Below are 14,484 nucleotides of genomic sequence, written 5' to 3' on the forward strand. Positions count from 1 at the left end.
CCGTCGGCGACACTGTTCAGCGGTTGGTGACGTGCTTGAGCGCGTCCCTGGTGCGGTCGAGCATGGACGCGAACGGCCCGACCACCCACTGGGCGGTGGGGGAGCCCGCCGTGCGCGGGTGGGGGTGCGTGGGGGCGAGCTTCTCGACGAGCTGGAGCTGACCGCCCAGCCGCTTGCGCTGCGCCTCGGGGCACTCCCGGAGCACGGAGGGGAACTCCTCCTTCTCCTCGTGTTCCGCGTGCTCGATCACGTCCTTCTCGAACCGGCCGAGGAGCTCGTCGAACTCCGGACTGGAGACGTCCATCCGCTCCAGTTCGGCGAGGACCTGGTTCGCCGCCTTCTCCTCCCGGTTGCGGGCGTTGGCCTCCGCCTCGCCGGCGGTGCCGGTGGCGACGGGACGCAGGATCATCTCCTCCGCGGTCTCGTGCACCGCCAGCAGTGCCCTCAGCGCGTCGAAGGCCTCCTGCCTGGGCCGGCCGCCCTCGGCGCTCTTCACCTCCGAGAAGAGGTCCCGGATGAGCGCGTGCTGGCGGAGCAGGACTCCGATGACGTCGTCGTCGGGGAGCTTCGCGGCTTCCGCTCGTTCTTGCTTGGCGCTGCTCACGGCTTTTCCCTCCGTCTGGTTCCGGAACGACGAGACGCTACGAGTCCCACGAAGGCGACCGGGTATGCCCGGGCTCCTGTCGGCGTCTCAGATCCGGCCGTGGGCCTTCTGGGCGCGCCGCGACAGGGAGTCGATGACCACGGCGACGAGCAGCACCCCACCCGTGATCATGAACTGGACGGCCGCCTGGATGCCCAGCAGGGCGACGCCCGAGGCGATCGACTGGATGACCAGGACGCCGAGCAGCGCGGACCAGACACTGCCGCGTCCGCCGAACAGGCTGGTCCCGCCGATGACCGCCGCGGCGATGGCGTTCATCAGCAGGTTGCCGCCGCCCGAGGCCTGGCTGGCCGAGGTGACCCGGGAGGCCAGGAACAGGCCGCCGGCCGCGGCCATCGTGCCGGAGACCATGAACACCGAGATCCGAACCCAGGGCACCGCGAGCCCGGCGCGCCGGGCGGCCTCCACGCCGCCGCCGATCGCGAAGATCATGCGCCCGTAGGTGGTGCGGCGCAGGACGTGGTCCAGGCCGACGAGGACGACGATGAAGATCAGCAGGGCGAGCGGCAGCCCCTGGAACCGGTTGAGCACGAACGCGGCCGCGAAGACGACCACGGCCAGGGCTCCGGTGCGTACGGCGATCTCGCTCAGGGGCCGGGACGGCACTCCGGCGGCGACGCGCCGCCGGGCGTCCCGGAAGGAGACGAGGAAGTAGCCGGCGGTACCGAGCGCCGCCACGCCGTAGGCGACGGCCACGTCATGGAAGTAGAAGCCGGTGAGCATGGCGACCAGGCCCTCGTCGTCGAGGTTGATGGTGCCGCTCGACCCGAGGATGTACAGCATCAGGCCGTTCCAGCCCAGCAGCCCGGCCAGGGTCACCACGAACGCGGGCACCCCGGCCTTGGCGAAGAAGAATCCGTGGACGGCTCCGACCGCGGCGCCCATGAGCACGGCGATCAGCACGGCGGGGCCCTCCGCCATGCCGTGATGGACGTTCAGGACGGCGAAGGCGGCCGCCGCGAGGCCACTCACGGACCCGACCGACAGGTCGATCTCGCCCACGAGCAGCACGAAGACGACACCGACGGCGATCAGCCCGGTGCCGACGATGTCCACGCTCAGGTTGGACAGGTTGCGCGGCGAGAGGAACTTCTCGTCGAGGATCACGAAGATGAGCCAGATCGACGCCAGGCTGAGCAGGACGGGCAGGGTGCCGAGTTCGCCGCTGCGGAGGCTGTCCTTGAAGGCCTGGGCCCGGCGCGCCTTCGGGCCGGCGCTGCCGCTCCCGCCGGTGGTTTTGCCGGCGGCGGCGCTCTTGCCGGTCCTGCCTTTGGGGCCGCTCATCAGTCCGCCTCCCACTCACGGGACGCCCGCCGGGTGACGGCGTTGTCCGTGGCCCCGGTGATGGAGGAGATGATCTGCTCGTGGGAGGTCGTCGTCACGTCGAAGAAGCCGTTGTTCCGGCCGAGGCGGAGGACGGCGATCCAGTCCGCCACGGCCTTGACGTCCCCCATGTTGTGGCTGATGAGCAGGACGCCGAGCCCTCGTTCGCGAAGCCGGTCGACGAGGTCGAGTACCTGGGCGGTCTGTTCGATGCCCAGCGCGGCGGTGGGCTCGTCGAGCAGGACGAGCCGTGGCTCGCCCAGCAGCGAACGGGAGATGGCGACGGTCTGCCGCTGCCCGCCGGACAGGGAGGCGACCGGGACGCGCACGCTGGGCATCCGGATGGAGAAGGTGTCGAGCAGGCCGAGGGTGCGCCGCTCCATCTCCACCTCGTCCAGTACGCCGACCCGGTGGATCTCCCGGCCGAGGAAGAGGTTGCCGACGACATCGAGGTTGTCGCACAGGGCCAGGTCCTGGTACACGGTCGCGATGCCCAGGGCCTGGGCGTCGTGCGGCCGGGCGATGTGGACGGGCCGGCCGCGCCACTCGATCGCTCCGTGGTCGGCGGGGTCCACCCCCGCGATGATCTTGACGAGGGTGGATTTGCCGGCGCCGTTGTCCCCCACCAGGGCGACGACCTCGCCGGCGCGGATCTCCAGGTCGATGTCCGCGAGCGCCTGCACCGCGCCGAACCGTTTGGAGATTCCCTTCAGCGCCAGCAGGGGTGGTGCGGACATGCGAGCCTCCTACGGAGTCAGTCCCGCCCGCCGGCAGTCGGCCGCGAACTTCGGGGTGCAGATCTGGTCAATTGTGTACATACCGTCTTTGACCACGGTCTCCTTGATGTTGCCGACGGTCACGGAGATGGGTGTGAGCAGTACGGAGGGGATGTCCCGGGTGGTGGGGCTGTCCACCGTGCCCGTCGCGATGCCGTCCGGCCGCTGTCCCCGTACCAGCGCGACGGCCATCTCCGCGGCGGCGTACGCCTCCAGCTTGAACGGCTTGTAGACGCTCATGTACTGCTCCCCCGCGACGATCCGCTGGATGCCGGCGAGCTCCGCGTCCTGCCCGGTCACCGGGGGCAGCGGCCGGATCTTGGCGGACTTCAGCGCGGAGATGATGCCGGCGGCGAGGCCGTCGTTGGCGGAGTACACGCCGTCGATGCTGTCGGCGCCGAGGGCGGCGATCGCCCCGGACATGTTGATGTGGGCGTTCACCGGCCGCCACTCGGCGGTGTCGTACGCCTTCCCGATCCTGACCTTGCCTTCGAGGGCGGACAGCGCGCCCTTCTTGAACCAGGCCGAATTGGGGTCCGTGGCGGCGCCGTTCATCATCACGATCTGGCCGCCGCGCGCCTCGTCGCCGAGGGCCCGGAGCAGCGCCTCGCCCTGGAGGCGGCCCACCCGTTCGCCGTCGAAGGAGACGTACGCGGAGATCGGGCCCTCCACGAGCCGGTCGTAGGCGACGACCTCGATGCCCGCCTCCCGGGCCCGCTCGACCGAGGAGCGCAGCGACCTGGAGTCGACGGCGTCCAGGATCATCGCCCGGACGCCCTTGGTGATCATCGCGTCGACCTGCTGCTGCTGGGTCGCCACATCGTGCTGCGCACTGGCGAACTCCACGTCGCACTCGGGGCACAGCTCGGCGATCCGCTTCTCGATCAGCGGCCGGTCGAACGCGTCGAAGCGATTGGTGTTGTCCGGCAGCAGCAGGCCGATCCCCCGGCCGTCGCGCCCGACCTGGGTGCCGGGCTCGCGCACCTCGGCGGCCTTGCCGCAGGCCGCGAGGCCGGAGGTGAGGGCCAGCGCGGCCGCCACCAGGACGGCGGGCCCGGCCCGGCGGCGGCGTGTGGGCGTCCGGGTCACCTCGACCGCCTCCCTTCGCGGGCGCGGCGCGGAGCCGGATGCCCGGGGCCGGCACCGCCGCCGTTCCCGTCTCCCGAGCGGCCGCCGTTCCCTTCACGCGGCGAGAGGGCGACCTCGCACCACACCTGCTTGCCGCCGCTGAGCGGCACGGACCCCCACGACGTGGACACCGCCTCGACCAGCAGGAGCCCCCGGCCACCGGTCGCCTCCCAGTCCACGCTGGCGGCCTTGACGGGGGCGCGGGGCGAGGCGTCGTTCACGGCGATGCGCAGCCGGTCGGCCGCCAGGGTCAGATCGAGCCGCACCTCCCCCTGGGTGTGCGCGATGGCGTTCGTGACCAGCTCGGACACCGCCAGCAGGGCCATGTCGACCTCCTCCGCCACGCCCCAGCCGCGCAGCGTGCGCGCGGTGAAGCGACGGGCGTGCATGACGGCGTCGGGCAACCGCCACACCGTCCACCGGGCGCGGATGGGGCGGACCCGCATCCCGTCGTAGCGCATCAGGAGCACCGCCACGTCGTCGTCGCGCCGGCGGGTGCCCGCGACGAGTTCGTCGGCGACCCGCCCCGGGTCGGCCGGGTCGGCGCCGCCGAGCGTCTCGCACACGGCGCGCATCCCGTCCTCCAGGGGCAGGCTCGCCGATTCCACCAGGCCGTCCGTGAGCAGGGCGATGAGGGTTCCGGGCGTGAGGCCGATCTCGGTCAGCGGGAACTCGGCGTCGGCCAGGACGCCCAGCGGGGGGCCGCCCTCGATCTGCGTCGCCTCGGTGGTGCCGTCGGGCAGCCGCAGCAGGGGTGGCAGGTGCCCGGCCCGGACGATCCAGGCGAGGCCCTCCTCCATGTCGAGGTCGACGTAGCAGCAGGTGGCGAAGAGGTCGGTCTCCATGCCGACGAGCAGCCGGTTGGCGTGCGCCACGACGACGTCGGGCGGGTGGCCCTCCACCGCGTACGCCCGGATCGCCGTGCGCATCTGCCCCATGATCGTGGCGGCTCCGGCGCTGTGGCCCTGTACGTCGCCGATGACCAGAGCCACGTGGCCGTCGGAAAGAGGGATGACGTCGTACCAGTCGCCGCCCACCTCCAGGCCGACCGTGGCGGGCAGGTACCGGGCGACGGCCACCCCGCCCGGCAGGGCCGGGAGCTTGCGGGGCAGCAGACTGCGCTGGAGCATCGTGGCGAGCTCGTGCCCGGCGTTCAGGGCGTGGGCGCGCGTCAGGGCCTGGCCGACCAGGCCGGCGGTCGCCGTCAGCAGGGAGCGCTCCTCGGGGCCGAAGCGGTGTTCGCCGTCCCATCCGACGAGGCAGACGCCGACCATCCGGCCCTCCGCCGGGAGCGGGAGGATGGCGAGGCCGCCCGGGCCGATGCCGGCGAGGCCTGCTTCGAGCGGGGTGCCCGGGGGCCACAGGGCCACATGGCCCTCCCGCAGCGCGCTCTCCAGGGTGGGCAGGCTGTGGCAGGACGCGTCCGGCCACTCCGAGCGCCACTCCGAGCGCCACACGCCGGGCCATGCGTCGGGCTGCGGCGGGTCCAGGAGGGTGACGACGAGCCGGTCGCCCTCCAGCTCGGCGACCGCGACGCGGGTGGCGTTCAGCGGGGCGCGCAGGGACTCCACGACCACCCTGCTGACGTCCCGGATCGTCGTGGCGCCGGCCAGCGCGGCGGACAGCCGCTGCACCAGGGACACCTCGTCGGGGGTGGGGCGGAGGTAGGAGGCGTCGCCCACCACGCCGAGGACCCGCTCGGGCCGGCCGTCGTCGGCGGCCAGGACGCGGCAGCGCAGGCCCAGCCAGCGCAGTTCGCCGCCCGGCCGGCGGATCCGGAACGCCAGTTGCCGGTGGGTGTCCGACCGGTCCGGCTCGACGACCGACATCAGTGCCGGGACGTCGTCCGGGACGGCGCACTCCAGCAGGGTGGACACGTGCCCGTCGAACCCGTCGGGCGGCACACCCAGCAGGTGCAGCACCTGCGCGTCCACGTCCATGTGCCCGGTGCGCAGCGTCAGGACGAAGGTGCCGCCGCGCAGCGGCAGCAGCGTGGGGCCCGTGGACGCGCCCACGTCGACGGGCGCGGTGACGCGGGCCGCGGCCGCCTCCAGTCCGGCCGCCGTCTGGTCGGCGTAGAGCTCCAGGAAGGCGCGCTGGTCGGCGTCGAAGCCGTCGCCGTCCTTGCGTACGACGACGAGGCACCCCAGCAGTTGCGGGACCGCTCCGAGCGGCAGCGCGCCCAGCGACACCCGGCCGCCCGCCCCGGACGGACCGAGCTCCCCAGACGTCACCCACCGGGGGCGTCCGGCGCGGCAGGCGTCGGCCACGGCCGAGGAGCCGGACAGGGCGTACGCGGGGGGCATCTCGTAGGGGCCGTGGGAGTCACCGACCACCTCGGCCAGCCGCAGTTCGGCACCGCCCTCGGCCGGTACGTAGACAGCGGCCAGCTCCGCCCCGAAGGTAGCGAAGATCTGCCCGGTCAACGCGTGCACCGCCTCCGTACGCGGGTGACCACCCGCGTGCGCCGCTGTCCATCGCTCTTACCCCATGCTGCTCCTTCCCGGGCTCGCGGAGCCACTCAGGGCTTCAGTCCGCCGCCGGGAAGGCGTCGGCACGGACGTGCGGCATGGGGCTGCTGCCGACCCGGTAGGGGTCGTCGGGCGGGCGGGGCGCCGGGGTGATGCGTACGGTCAGCGGGCCCGCCCACTCGTACCCCTTCTCCTCGCCGTGCCGGGCGAGGACGTCCGTCAGCGCCTGGCCCACGTCACCGCCGCCGTGGCGCAGCAGTTCCTGGTGCACGCGGGTGTCCAGTTCCACCTCGTACGCGTTGGGGACGACCACTCTGCTCTCGCTGCAGACCACGGCGTGGTCGTCGCACTCGCGGCGCAGCGCGTCGAGCAGCTCGACCGGTTCGTGGTGGAGGGCCTTGGAGACGAGGGCGCTCTGCCAGCGCTCCAGGGCTCGTTCCCACCGTGTCAGGGTTCCCATCGCCATCCGCCGGTGCTCCCTTCTCCCGTCACCGCCGCCCGCGCAGCCGGGCGAGCAGCCCGCGGGCCCGGGCGCGGTTGCGCGGGTCGGCGGCGGCGCGGCGGGCCGAGGCGATGGTCCGCTGTCCCTGCGGGCTGCGGGTGAACCGCTTGATGCGTGTCATCAGTCCGGACATGGCACCCTCCGTGAGTCCGTTGTGTACCGTCCTTGCGATACGGCCCTTCTACCCGGTGATGTCCGGTGGATGTGTCGCCGGGGACAGCAGGCGCTGCATGGACGCGGCGGCGCGTACGGCGGCGTCGGCGCAGCAGTTGTTGAACAGCACGTGCAGGTGTGCGACGCGGCCGGCCAGGGCGCGCAGCCGGGGCCGCCACTCCCGCAGCTCGTCCTCGGCGTAGGTGTGGCGGAAGCGGTCCTCCTTGGTGCCCGTGCCCCACTCGGGGCTGCGCCCGTGGAAGCGGACGACCCCGAGACGGGGGGAGGCGACCGGGGTGACCGGAGGTATCGAGGCGGGCAGTCCCTGTGGCGTGTCCACGGCCACGGCGGCGGTGTCCAGCTCCCTCAGCAGGGCGCCGGTGCGGTCCCGGTGGTCGTCCCGCCACCAGCCGGGGTGGCGGAACTCCACGGCGACGGGCCAGTCGGCGGTGCGTCGCCGGGTGTGCCGGAGGGCGGTCTCGGACCGCGCGCCGGGGGCGAACCAGGGCGGGAACTGGAACAGCAGGGTGCCGAGGCGCCCGGCGTCCCGCAGCGGGCGCAGGGCTTCGCTGAAACGCCGCCAGACCTCGTCCAGGAGCCCGGGATCGCCGGCGGCGTGGGCCCGGCCCCGGCCGCGCAGGTCGGCGGGCAGGGCGGCGTCACGGGTGGGGTGGCCGGTGAGGAGGGAGAACGCCTTGACGTCGAAGCGGAAGCCCGGCGGGGTGCGTTCGGCCCACAGGAGGCTGTTGCGGGCGCTGGGCAGCGCGTAGTACGTGGCGTCGACCTCCACCACGGAGAAGTGTTCGGCGTAGTGCCGCAGCCGTCCCTCCGGGTCCCGCCGCCCCGGCGGATACCACCCGCTCGCCACAAGTGCCTTGTCCGTCCAGGAACATGTACCGATCAGGATCTCACCCATGCCGCCCGCCTACCCCGGCGCGGACGGCGGTCACGACGCACAGCGAGGAACCAGATGACCGACACCCCGGCCCCCGCCGCCCCCGCCACGCCTTCCTTCACCCTCCACCCGGGCGCGCCCGGCTCCCCCGTGATCCTCCACGTCCCGCACTCCGCGCGCGCCATACCGGCGGACGTCCGGGCCGGCATCGTGCTGGACGACCGTGCGCTGGAGGTGGAGCTGGACCACATCACCGACGCGTACACGGCGGAGATCGCCGCGGCGGCGGCCCGGGGCGCGCGCCTTGCGCCCTGGCGGTTCGTCAATCGGCTCTCCCGCCTGGTGGTCGACCCGGAGCGGTTCCCGGACGAGCGCGAGGAGATGCTGGCGGTCGGCATGGGCGCGGTCTACACGCGGACCACGCACCGCGAGGAGCTGCGTCCCGCCGGCACCGACGTACAGCCGCTGATCGAACGCTACTTCCGCCCGTACGCGGAGGCGATGACGAGCGCGGTGGCCGACCGGCTCGATACGGTCGGGCGCGCCGTGATCGTCGACGTCCACTCGTATCCGGCGAAGGCACTCCCGTACGAGCTGCACGGCGACGGGCCGCGTCCGCCGGTCTGCCTGGGCACCGACTCCTTCCACACGCCGGCCCCGCTGCTGGACGCGGCGCGGCGGGCGTTCGCGGGGTTCGGCGGGATTGGGCTGGACAGCCCGTTCGCGGGAACGTACGTGCCGCTGCGGTACTACGGGAAGGACCCCAGGGTCGGCGCGCTGATGGTCGAGATCCGGCGCGACCTGTACCTCGACGAGCGGGGAGCGGCCCTCGGCCGGGGCGTGGAGGCGCTGTCGGCCGCGCTGGCCGGTCTGGTGGCGGAGATCTCCGGCTGAGCGCCCGTCATCGACGGTTCCTCACGCGCGCGCCGTACCGCTGGGCCGGCGCCGCCACCCGCCCGGACCGGCGAAGTCGCACGGCTCTCCCGCCGCCGTGACGCTGGGGAGGTGGCCGGAAGACCCCGGCGACGGGAAGGAAACCATGACCACGCAAGCACCGAGCACGGTGGTGCTGTACAAAGGCGGACCGAGCCTGATCGATCTGCTCGTCGACGTCCCGGAGCTGTGGATCAGCGTCACCGGTCCGGGCATGCTGTTCCAGCGTCTCGACCTGCTGACCACCCTGTCCCCGTTCGAGGGCTGCACCGTCCAGGACCTCCGGGACCTCGCCGAGAGCATCGAGGCGACGGTCCACTGCGGCCTAGTGGGCACCGAGCCGGTGCCCGTCGAGGTCGTGACGCACCGGACCGGGGGTGTGCTCCGGATCGCCCTCGGCCCCCCGAACATGTACCAGAGCGAGCTGGTGCTGCGGACCACGACCGGCGAGACGTTCCGCGCGCTGCTCCAGCGGCTGCTCACCGCCGGTCCCGGCCGCCCGTTCTTCGCGGGCCTGCACCCCGTCCCCGCCACCGGGCACCTGGAACGGCACCACGGGACGGCCCACGGGTCAGGGCACGGAGGCGACCAGGGCGGTCATCACGGAGGAGGCCACCATGGACATCCGTAAGAGCGCCGTCGACCTCACCACCGAGGAGCGGGACCGGTTCCTGGAGGCGCTGATCCGGCTCAAGCACCGGCCGGCCCCCGGCGGACCCGCCGGGGTCAGCGTCTACGACCAGTTCGTGGCCCTGCACGGAGCGGCCATGGCCGTCATCACCCCGGGCAGTGTGCCGGGCGTGACCACCAACTACGGCCACTGGGACGCCGGGTTCTGCCCATGGCACCGCAAGTGCCTCAGGGAGTTCGAGAAGGCGCTCCAGGCGGAGGTGCCCGGTGTCACCCTCCCGTACTGGGACTGGACCGACCACACCGGTGCGCTCGCCGGCCTCTTCACCCCCGATTTCCTCGGCTCGCTGCGTTCGGACGCACCGCGCGCCGTCACCGACAGCGTGCTGCGCAAGGTCGTGCCCCCGGCGGACCGGCCGGCCTGGTGGCCGGCCGGAGCCGAGGGCTTCCCCATCCACCCGCTGCTCGCCTCCGGCTTCGGCACCACCCTGGTGCGGGGAAGCACCGGGCGCACCTGGCCTCCGACCGCGGAGGGCATCGCGCAGCTCGAACAGCTCATCGTCGACGAACTCCCCAACGACCACCCGTACTGGGCCTTCTGGACCGTCGTGGAGGAGGGTGCTCGCAACACACCCACCCACAACGCCGGGCACAACTTCGTCGGCGGCCACATGTCCCGGCCGGACTACTCCCCCAACGACCCCGCCTTCTGGCTCCACCACGCCAACGTGGACCGGCTGTGGGCCAACTGGCAGAACCGGCGCCTCGACGACGTCCCGGGCTCCAAGCCCGAGGACCACTACCCGCCGAACGGCGCTCTGTCGCCCTTCACCGGCCACCCGGCGCCCCCGGGCCACCGGCCGGACGACCTGATGTGGCCGTGGGTGGGGACCGCTCCGGGCTACGACGTCGACTTCACCCCCGCGGTGAAGCCGTTCCTGCCGGACTTCTCCGACGCCCCGGCCACGACCGTGAAGGACGTCCTGGACACCGAGACGCTCGACACCCCGGGGTACCGCTACGCCGCCCCCGGGAGCCCATGACCACCGCCGCCGTGAGCGCTCAGCACACGTCCCGGTAGGGGATGTCCGGGAGGTACGTCCGCCATTCGGCGGGCGAGAGCGTCCCCCCGGCGCGGCGGCACACCTCCGCGACCGCCCGCGCCGGGTCGATGTCGTACCGCTGGACGGGGACCCGCGCCCCCGCCGCGTACAGGGTGCCGCCGTCCTCACTGAACGCGAGCGAGAGGATGGCGTCCCCCGCGCCGGGCAGGGTGGCGCCCAGCGGCTGCTGGGAGGCGACGTCCCACAGGCGCACCGTGCCGTACGACCCCGCCGCGGCCAGGATGGAGCCGTCGGGCGAGAAGGCCACGGCGGTGGTCTCCTCGGCCACGCCGGGCATGCCCTTGGACAGGCCGCCGGAGAGCAGCCCCAGTGAGGTGCGCAGCCGCCCGTCCCACAGGGTGATGGCGGCCGCCGAGTCGACCACGGCGGCGCGGTCACCGGCGGGGCTGAAGACAGTGAGGCACGCGCAGTTCTCCAGCGCGGTGCGCTCGCTGCCCTTTCCCGTCGTACGGATGAGGTCCCCCGTGTCGGTGAGGACGATGTCGCCGTCGGGCGACATGGCGGACAGCGCGCCCAGCTCTTCGAACGGACCGTCCGCCTTCCCCGGACTCAGCCCACGCAGGTGCTTGCCGTTGCCGGTGTCCCACACCGCGATCCGGCCGTCCGGGTCGCCCGTCGTCATCAGCGTCCGGCCGTCGGGGCTGAGCGCCAGCCCGGTGAACGTGGACTCCTCGGACGACGGGGCGATGTCCGCCAGCCGCCGGTTCCGGACGGTGTCCCATATGGTGATCCGGGTGGGCTGGTCCAGGACTTCGTCCCCGTCCCGGCCGAAGGCCAGGCGCCTCCCGTCGGCGCTCAACGACATCAGTACGCGGGAATCCGCGTTGTCACCGCCCGCCGGCTTCACGGGGATCGCGGCCAGGTGCCGACCCGTGCGGCCGTCCAGGAGAACCAAGCGGCCGGCGCGGGCGAAGGCGACGACTCCGCCATCGGCGCTGTGGACGGCTTGGGTCGCGGTGACGCCCTGCCAGGAGGAGGCAAGGGCCTTGCCCACATCAAGGCTGCGCACGGTCCGTGCGGTGCTGTCGGCGCCTTCCGTGGTGTAGCGCAGCACGCGCGCCCGCACGTCGATGCGCACGTCCTTGGGCCGGTCCTCCGCGACCGGGTGCCGGAAGACGGGGCCATGGGGGCGGTCGAGGCGCCACAGGAGGATGTCGCCGGAGCCGATTCCGGCGGCGAACCTCCCGTCGGGGCTGAAGGTGAAGGCGACGGGAGCGACCTGTTCGAGCCTCGGCAGCTCCTTGCCGGAGGAGACGTCGACGCGCCGGAGGCCGTACCGGTCCTGGAGGGCGAGGGCCCGCCCGTCCGGGGTGAACCACGGGGAAAGGTCCGTCCCGCAGGACGGCCGACCGGTCCAGCCCGTGTCCGCCCGGCGGTCGGCGCGTACGTCCCACAGTTGCAGTCGGTCCGAGACGCACAGGGCGAGCAGTCGGCCGTCCGGGGAGACATCGCCCCAGGCCGGCTCCCCGGGTCCCGGGAACGACCGGCTGAATTGCCGTGTGCCACTGCGTACGTCCCACACCTCCAGGCGGTCGTCCACGCCGAAAACCATGGAGTGGCCGCTGGAGCTGAACCCACGGGCGTGGGCGGCCGCCGCGAAGCCGGTGGACGCCGATTCGGCGTCGGAATCGGCGATCACGGTGTCACCGGGCCCGATGGGCGGGCCGTGGTAGCGCTGAGCCCGGACGTCCCACAGTCGCACGCCCACGCGGGTGGGGAGGTCGACCGCCAGGAGCCCGCCGTCGGGGGACATGTGCGAGCCGAGCATGGAAAGGTCCTGGTCGGGCGGTGTCCGGTAGGTGCCCACGCGCTGCCGGGTGCGAAGGTCCCACACGATGACCTTGTTCCCGCTTCCGCCCACCAGCGTCCGGCCGTCCGCGCTCATCGCCTGCGAGTCCGCCGAGCTCCCCGGCGGGGTGAACGGGGGCTGCTCGGGCTGCGCCAGCGCGCCCAGCAGGGCCGAGCGGGTCTCCGGTGTGCGGCTCAGTTGCCAGGCGGCCACGCTGAGGCGCAGCGCGGTACGCGGGTCGGAGGGGCGCAGTCCGTCGGCGGCCGTCGCGGCGCGGCGTGCCGCGGCCGCCACGCGCTCGTGTTCGCCGGCCCGGCTCTGCTGCCACGCGACCGTGCCGCCGATCAGGGCGAGGACCAGCAGCAGGACGGCGGAGCCGACCAGGCCGCGGTGGCGGCGGCGTTCCCGGGTGCGCGTGGCGCGGCCCGCTTCGAGGAACTCCCGCTCCAGCGGTGTCAGGTCCCCGCCGCGGGCGGTGGTGCCGAAGTGCTCCTCGGCCTCGGCCAGTCGCACTCCGCGGTACAGCGCTCCGCTGTCCCGGCCGAGGTCCCGCCAGGCGACGGCGGCCTGGGTGAGGCGGCGCAGGACGCGCAGCCGGTTGCGGTCGTCCTCGATCCAGGCGGTGAGCCGGGGCCATCCGGTGATCAGTGCCTCGTGGGCGAGGTGGACGGTGTCGCCGTCCAGGGTGATCAGCCGGGCGCGGGCCAGGCGGTCCAGGACCGCGTCGACCTCAGCGGCGCGTTCGGGGCCGCCCGTCTCCAGTTCGGCGCGGTCCACCGGGCGGCGGGTGTCGGCGGTTCCGTCGCCGGGGGCTATCAGCCGCAGCAGGACGCGCCGGGTGAGGGTGGCCCGCTCCTCGTCGAGCCCGGCGTACAGCTCCTCGGCCGTCTGGGCGATGGCGCCCCGCACGCCGCCGGCGGCCTCGTACGCCCGGAGGGTGAGCGTTCTGCCGGAGCGTCTGCGCCAGGTCTCCAGCAGGGCGTGCGAGAGCAGCGGCAGGCCGCCCGGCTCGCCGGCGACCTCCTCCACGAGCTGCGCGGTCAGTGTGCGCTCCACGATCAGGCCCCGTGCGGCGGCGGGCTTGACGATCGCCTCCCGCAGTTCCTCGGGGCGCATCGGGCCGACGGGTACGCCGGCGTCGCGCAACACGTCCACCAGGCCGGGGTGTTCGAGGCACCGTCCGAAGAAGTCCGCGCGTATCCCGAGGATCACGCGCAGCCGGCTGCCGGGCTCCCGGGCCGCGAGGAGCGCGGCGATGAACTCGGCCCGCTCGGCGGGGTCGGGGCAGAGGGTGAAGACCTCCTCGAACTGGTCCACCAGTACGTGGGTGTCCCCCGGGCCGGGGGCCGGTCGCAGTTTCGCCGCGTGCGTGCGCACGGGGTGTTCGCCCGGGGTGAGGATGCGGATGGCCGCCGGTCGCCATTCCGGCTCCGTCGCCTGCCGCAGCCGGGGTATCAGCCCGGCCCGCAGCAGTGAGGACTTGCCGCTGCCCGAGGGCCCGATGACCGCCGTGCAGCGGTGCGTGCGGGTCAGCTCCAGCAGGCCGTCCACCAGCGGGGCACGCCCGAAGAACACCTCCGCGTCGCCCGGCTCGAACCGCGCCAGTCCCCGGTACGGCGGATCCTCGCCCTCCGCGTCCTGCTGCGGGACCGCGGCGACCTCCTCCGCCACGGCGTGCCACCGCTTCTCCCACTCCGCCGCGTCCCCGCCGCACGCCGCCACGTAGGCGAGGGTCACCGCGAGCGTCGGCAGCTTCTCCCCCGACGCCGCCTGCGACAGCGCGGGCGCGGAGTACGACGACTGCCGCGCCATCGCCCGGTAGGTGGGGCCGCCGGCCCCGGCACGCAGCGCGCGTAACTCCACCGCGAACCGCTCGACCGGTCCCGCTTCGGGATCGAGCGGATTCTCACGACGACCCATCTCCAGCCCCCCGTGGCCTCGTTGGTGCGGCACCTTGTGGTCGTCGCCACGCTAGGACGCCGCCTTGCGGTGACCAAGGCGGCGCGCGCCCGGGTGGCGGATTGATTACCAGCGCGAACAGGGCCTGCTTATCAACGCGCCGGCCGGTGGACTCGGTGTCGAGCGGCCCCCGCCGG

12 protein-coding genes are annotated in these 14,484 nt (G+C 73.4%); 3 read left to right on the forward strand and 9 right to left on the reverse strand.

Annotated features, from left to right (window positions below; all coding sequences use genetic code 11):
• Window positions 1-16: 16 nt before the first annotated feature.
• The 8 genes from ACZ46W_RS22750 to ACZ46W_RS22785 form a co-directional block, all read right to left on the reverse strand.
• The gene (locus ACZ46W_RS22750; RefSeq protein WP_468340269.1) at window positions 17-604 is read right to left on the reverse strand and encodes a hemerythrin domain-containing protein; all 588 of its coding nucleotides are present in this window, start codon (window positions 602-604) and stop codon (window positions 17-19) included.
• An 87-nt stretch (window positions 605-691) separates the two neighbouring features.
• Window positions 692-1,948, reverse strand: a complete 1,257-nt coding sequence (locus tag ACZ46W_RS22755) for a sugar ABC transporter permease (RefSeq protein WP_468340272.1) — start codon at window positions 1,946-1,948, stop codon at window positions 692-694.
• Window positions 1,948-2,724 (reverse strand): ATP-binding cassette domain-containing protein, encoded by a 777-nt coding sequence (locus ACZ46W_RS22760; RefSeq protein ID WP_468340275.1) that lies wholly within the window; start codon window positions 2,722-2,724, stop codon window positions 1,948-1,950. Before ACZ46W_RS22760 ends, ACZ46W_RS22755 begins: the two co-directional genes overlap by 1 nt.
• A gap of 9 nt (window positions 2,725-2,733) precedes the next feature.
• The gene (locus tag ACZ46W_RS22765; RefSeq protein ID WP_468340279.1) at window positions 2,734-3,852 is read right to left on the reverse strand and encodes a substrate-binding domain-containing protein; all 1,119 of its coding nucleotides are present in this window, start codon (window positions 3,850-3,852) and stop codon (window positions 2,734-2,736) included.
• Window positions 3,849-6,317 carry a SpoIIE family protein phosphatase gene (locus ACZ46W_RS22770; RefSeq protein ID WP_468340282.1) on the reverse strand — a complete coding sequence of 823 codons (2,469 nt, stop codon included), beginning with the start codon at window positions 6,315-6,317 and terminating at the stop codon, window positions 3,849-3,851. The genes ACZ46W_RS22765 and ACZ46W_RS22770 overlap by 4 nt, the downstream gene beginning before the upstream one ends.
• A 103-nt stretch (window positions 6,318-6,420) precedes the next feature.
• Window positions 6,421-6,822, reverse strand: a complete 402-nt coding sequence (locus tag ACZ46W_RS22775) for a DUF3662 domain-containing protein (RefSeq protein ID WP_468341143.1) — start codon at window positions 6,820-6,822, stop codon at window positions 6,421-6,423.
• 28 nt (window positions 6,823-6,850) lie between these two features.
• Window positions 6,851-6,997, reverse strand: a complete 147-nt coding sequence (locus ACZ46W_RS22780) for a hypothetical protein (protein WP_468340285.1) — start codon at window positions 6,995-6,997, stop codon at window positions 6,851-6,853.
• Between the two features lie 48 nt (window positions 6,998-7,045).
• Window positions 7,046-7,933, reverse strand: a complete 888-nt coding sequence (locus tag ACZ46W_RS22785) for a DUF72 domain-containing protein (RefSeq protein WP_468340288.1) — start codon at window positions 7,931-7,933, stop codon at window positions 7,046-7,048.
• A gap of 54 nt (window positions 7,934-7,987) precedes the next feature.
• Between ACZ46W_RS22785 and ACZ46W_RS22790 the strand changes: the two genes are divergently transcribed.
• The 3 genes from ACZ46W_RS22790 (at window position 7,988) to ACZ46W_RS22800 (ending at window position 10,518) form a co-directional block, all read left to right on the forward strand.
• On the forward strand, window positions 7,988-8,806 hold the full coding sequence (locus ACZ46W_RS22790; protein ID WP_468340291.1) for an N-formylglutamate amidohydrolase: 819 nt from the start codon (window positions 7,988-7,990) through the stop codon (window positions 8,804-8,806).
• Window positions 8,807-8,951: 145 nt separating this feature from the next.
• Window positions 8,952-9,476 carry a hypothetical protein gene (locus ACZ46W_RS22795; protein WP_468340294.1) on the forward strand — a complete coding sequence of 175 codons (525 nt, stop codon included), beginning with the start codon at window positions 8,952-8,954 and terminating at the stop codon, window positions 9,474-9,476.
• Window positions 9,463-10,518, forward strand: a complete 1,056-nt coding sequence (locus ACZ46W_RS22800; protein ID WP_468340298.1) for a tyrosinase family protein — start codon at window positions 9,463-9,465, stop codon at window positions 10,516-10,518. Before ACZ46W_RS22795 ends, ACZ46W_RS22800 begins: the two co-directional genes overlap by 14 nt.
• Window positions 10,519-10,537: 19 nt before the next feature.
• Here the strand turns inward: ACZ46W_RS22800 and ACZ46W_RS22805 are convergent, their stop codons facing one another.
• A complete protein-coding gene (locus ACZ46W_RS22805; protein WP_468340301.1) occupies window positions 10,538-14,308 on the reverse strand; it encodes an nSTAND1 domain-containing NTPase in 3,771 nt (1,256 codons plus the stop codon).
• Between the last annotated feature and the right edge of the window lie 176 nt (window positions 14,309-14,484).

Source organism: Streptomyces sp. NPDC031064, assembly GCF_055570965.1.

Bases quoted from the DNA above. Each gene is read 5' to 3' on its own strand.
- ACZ46W_RS22795 (WP_468340294.1), top strand. From the start codon at position 8,952: ATGACCACGCAAGCACCGAGCACGGTGGTGCTGTACAAAGGCGGACCG.
- ACZ46W_RS22780 (WP_468340285.1), bottom strand. From the start codon at position 6,997: ATGTCCGGACTGATGACACGCATCAAGCGGTTCACCCGCAGCCCGCAG.
- ACZ46W_RS22790 (WP_468340291.1), top strand. From the start codon at position 7,988: ATGACCGACACCCCGGCCCCCGCCGCCCCCGCCACGCCTTCCTTCACC.
- ACZ46W_RS22775 (WP_468341143.1), bottom strand. From the start codon at position 6,822: ATGGGAACCCTGACACGGTGGGAACGAGCCCTGGAGCGCTGGCAGAGC.
- ACZ46W_RS22805 (WP_468340301.1), bottom strand. From the start codon at position 14,308: ATGGGTCGTCGTGAGAATCCGCTCGATCCCGAAGCGGGACCGGTCGAG.
- ACZ46W_RS22800 (WP_468340298.1), top strand. From the start codon at position 9,463: ATGGACATCCGTAAGAGCGCCGTCGACCTCACCACCGAGGAGCGGGAC.
- ACZ46W_RS22760 (WP_468340275.1), bottom strand. From the start codon at position 2,724: ATGTCCGCACCACCCCTGCTGGCGCTGAAGGGAATCTCCAAACGGTTC.
- ACZ46W_RS22755 (WP_468340272.1), bottom strand. From the start codon at position 1,948: ATGAGCGGCCCCAAAGGCAGGACCGGCAAGAGCGCCGCCGCCGGCAAA.
- ACZ46W_RS22785 (WP_468340288.1), bottom strand. From the start codon at position 7,933: ATGGGTGAGATCCTGATCGGTACATGTTCCTGGACGGACAAGGCACTT.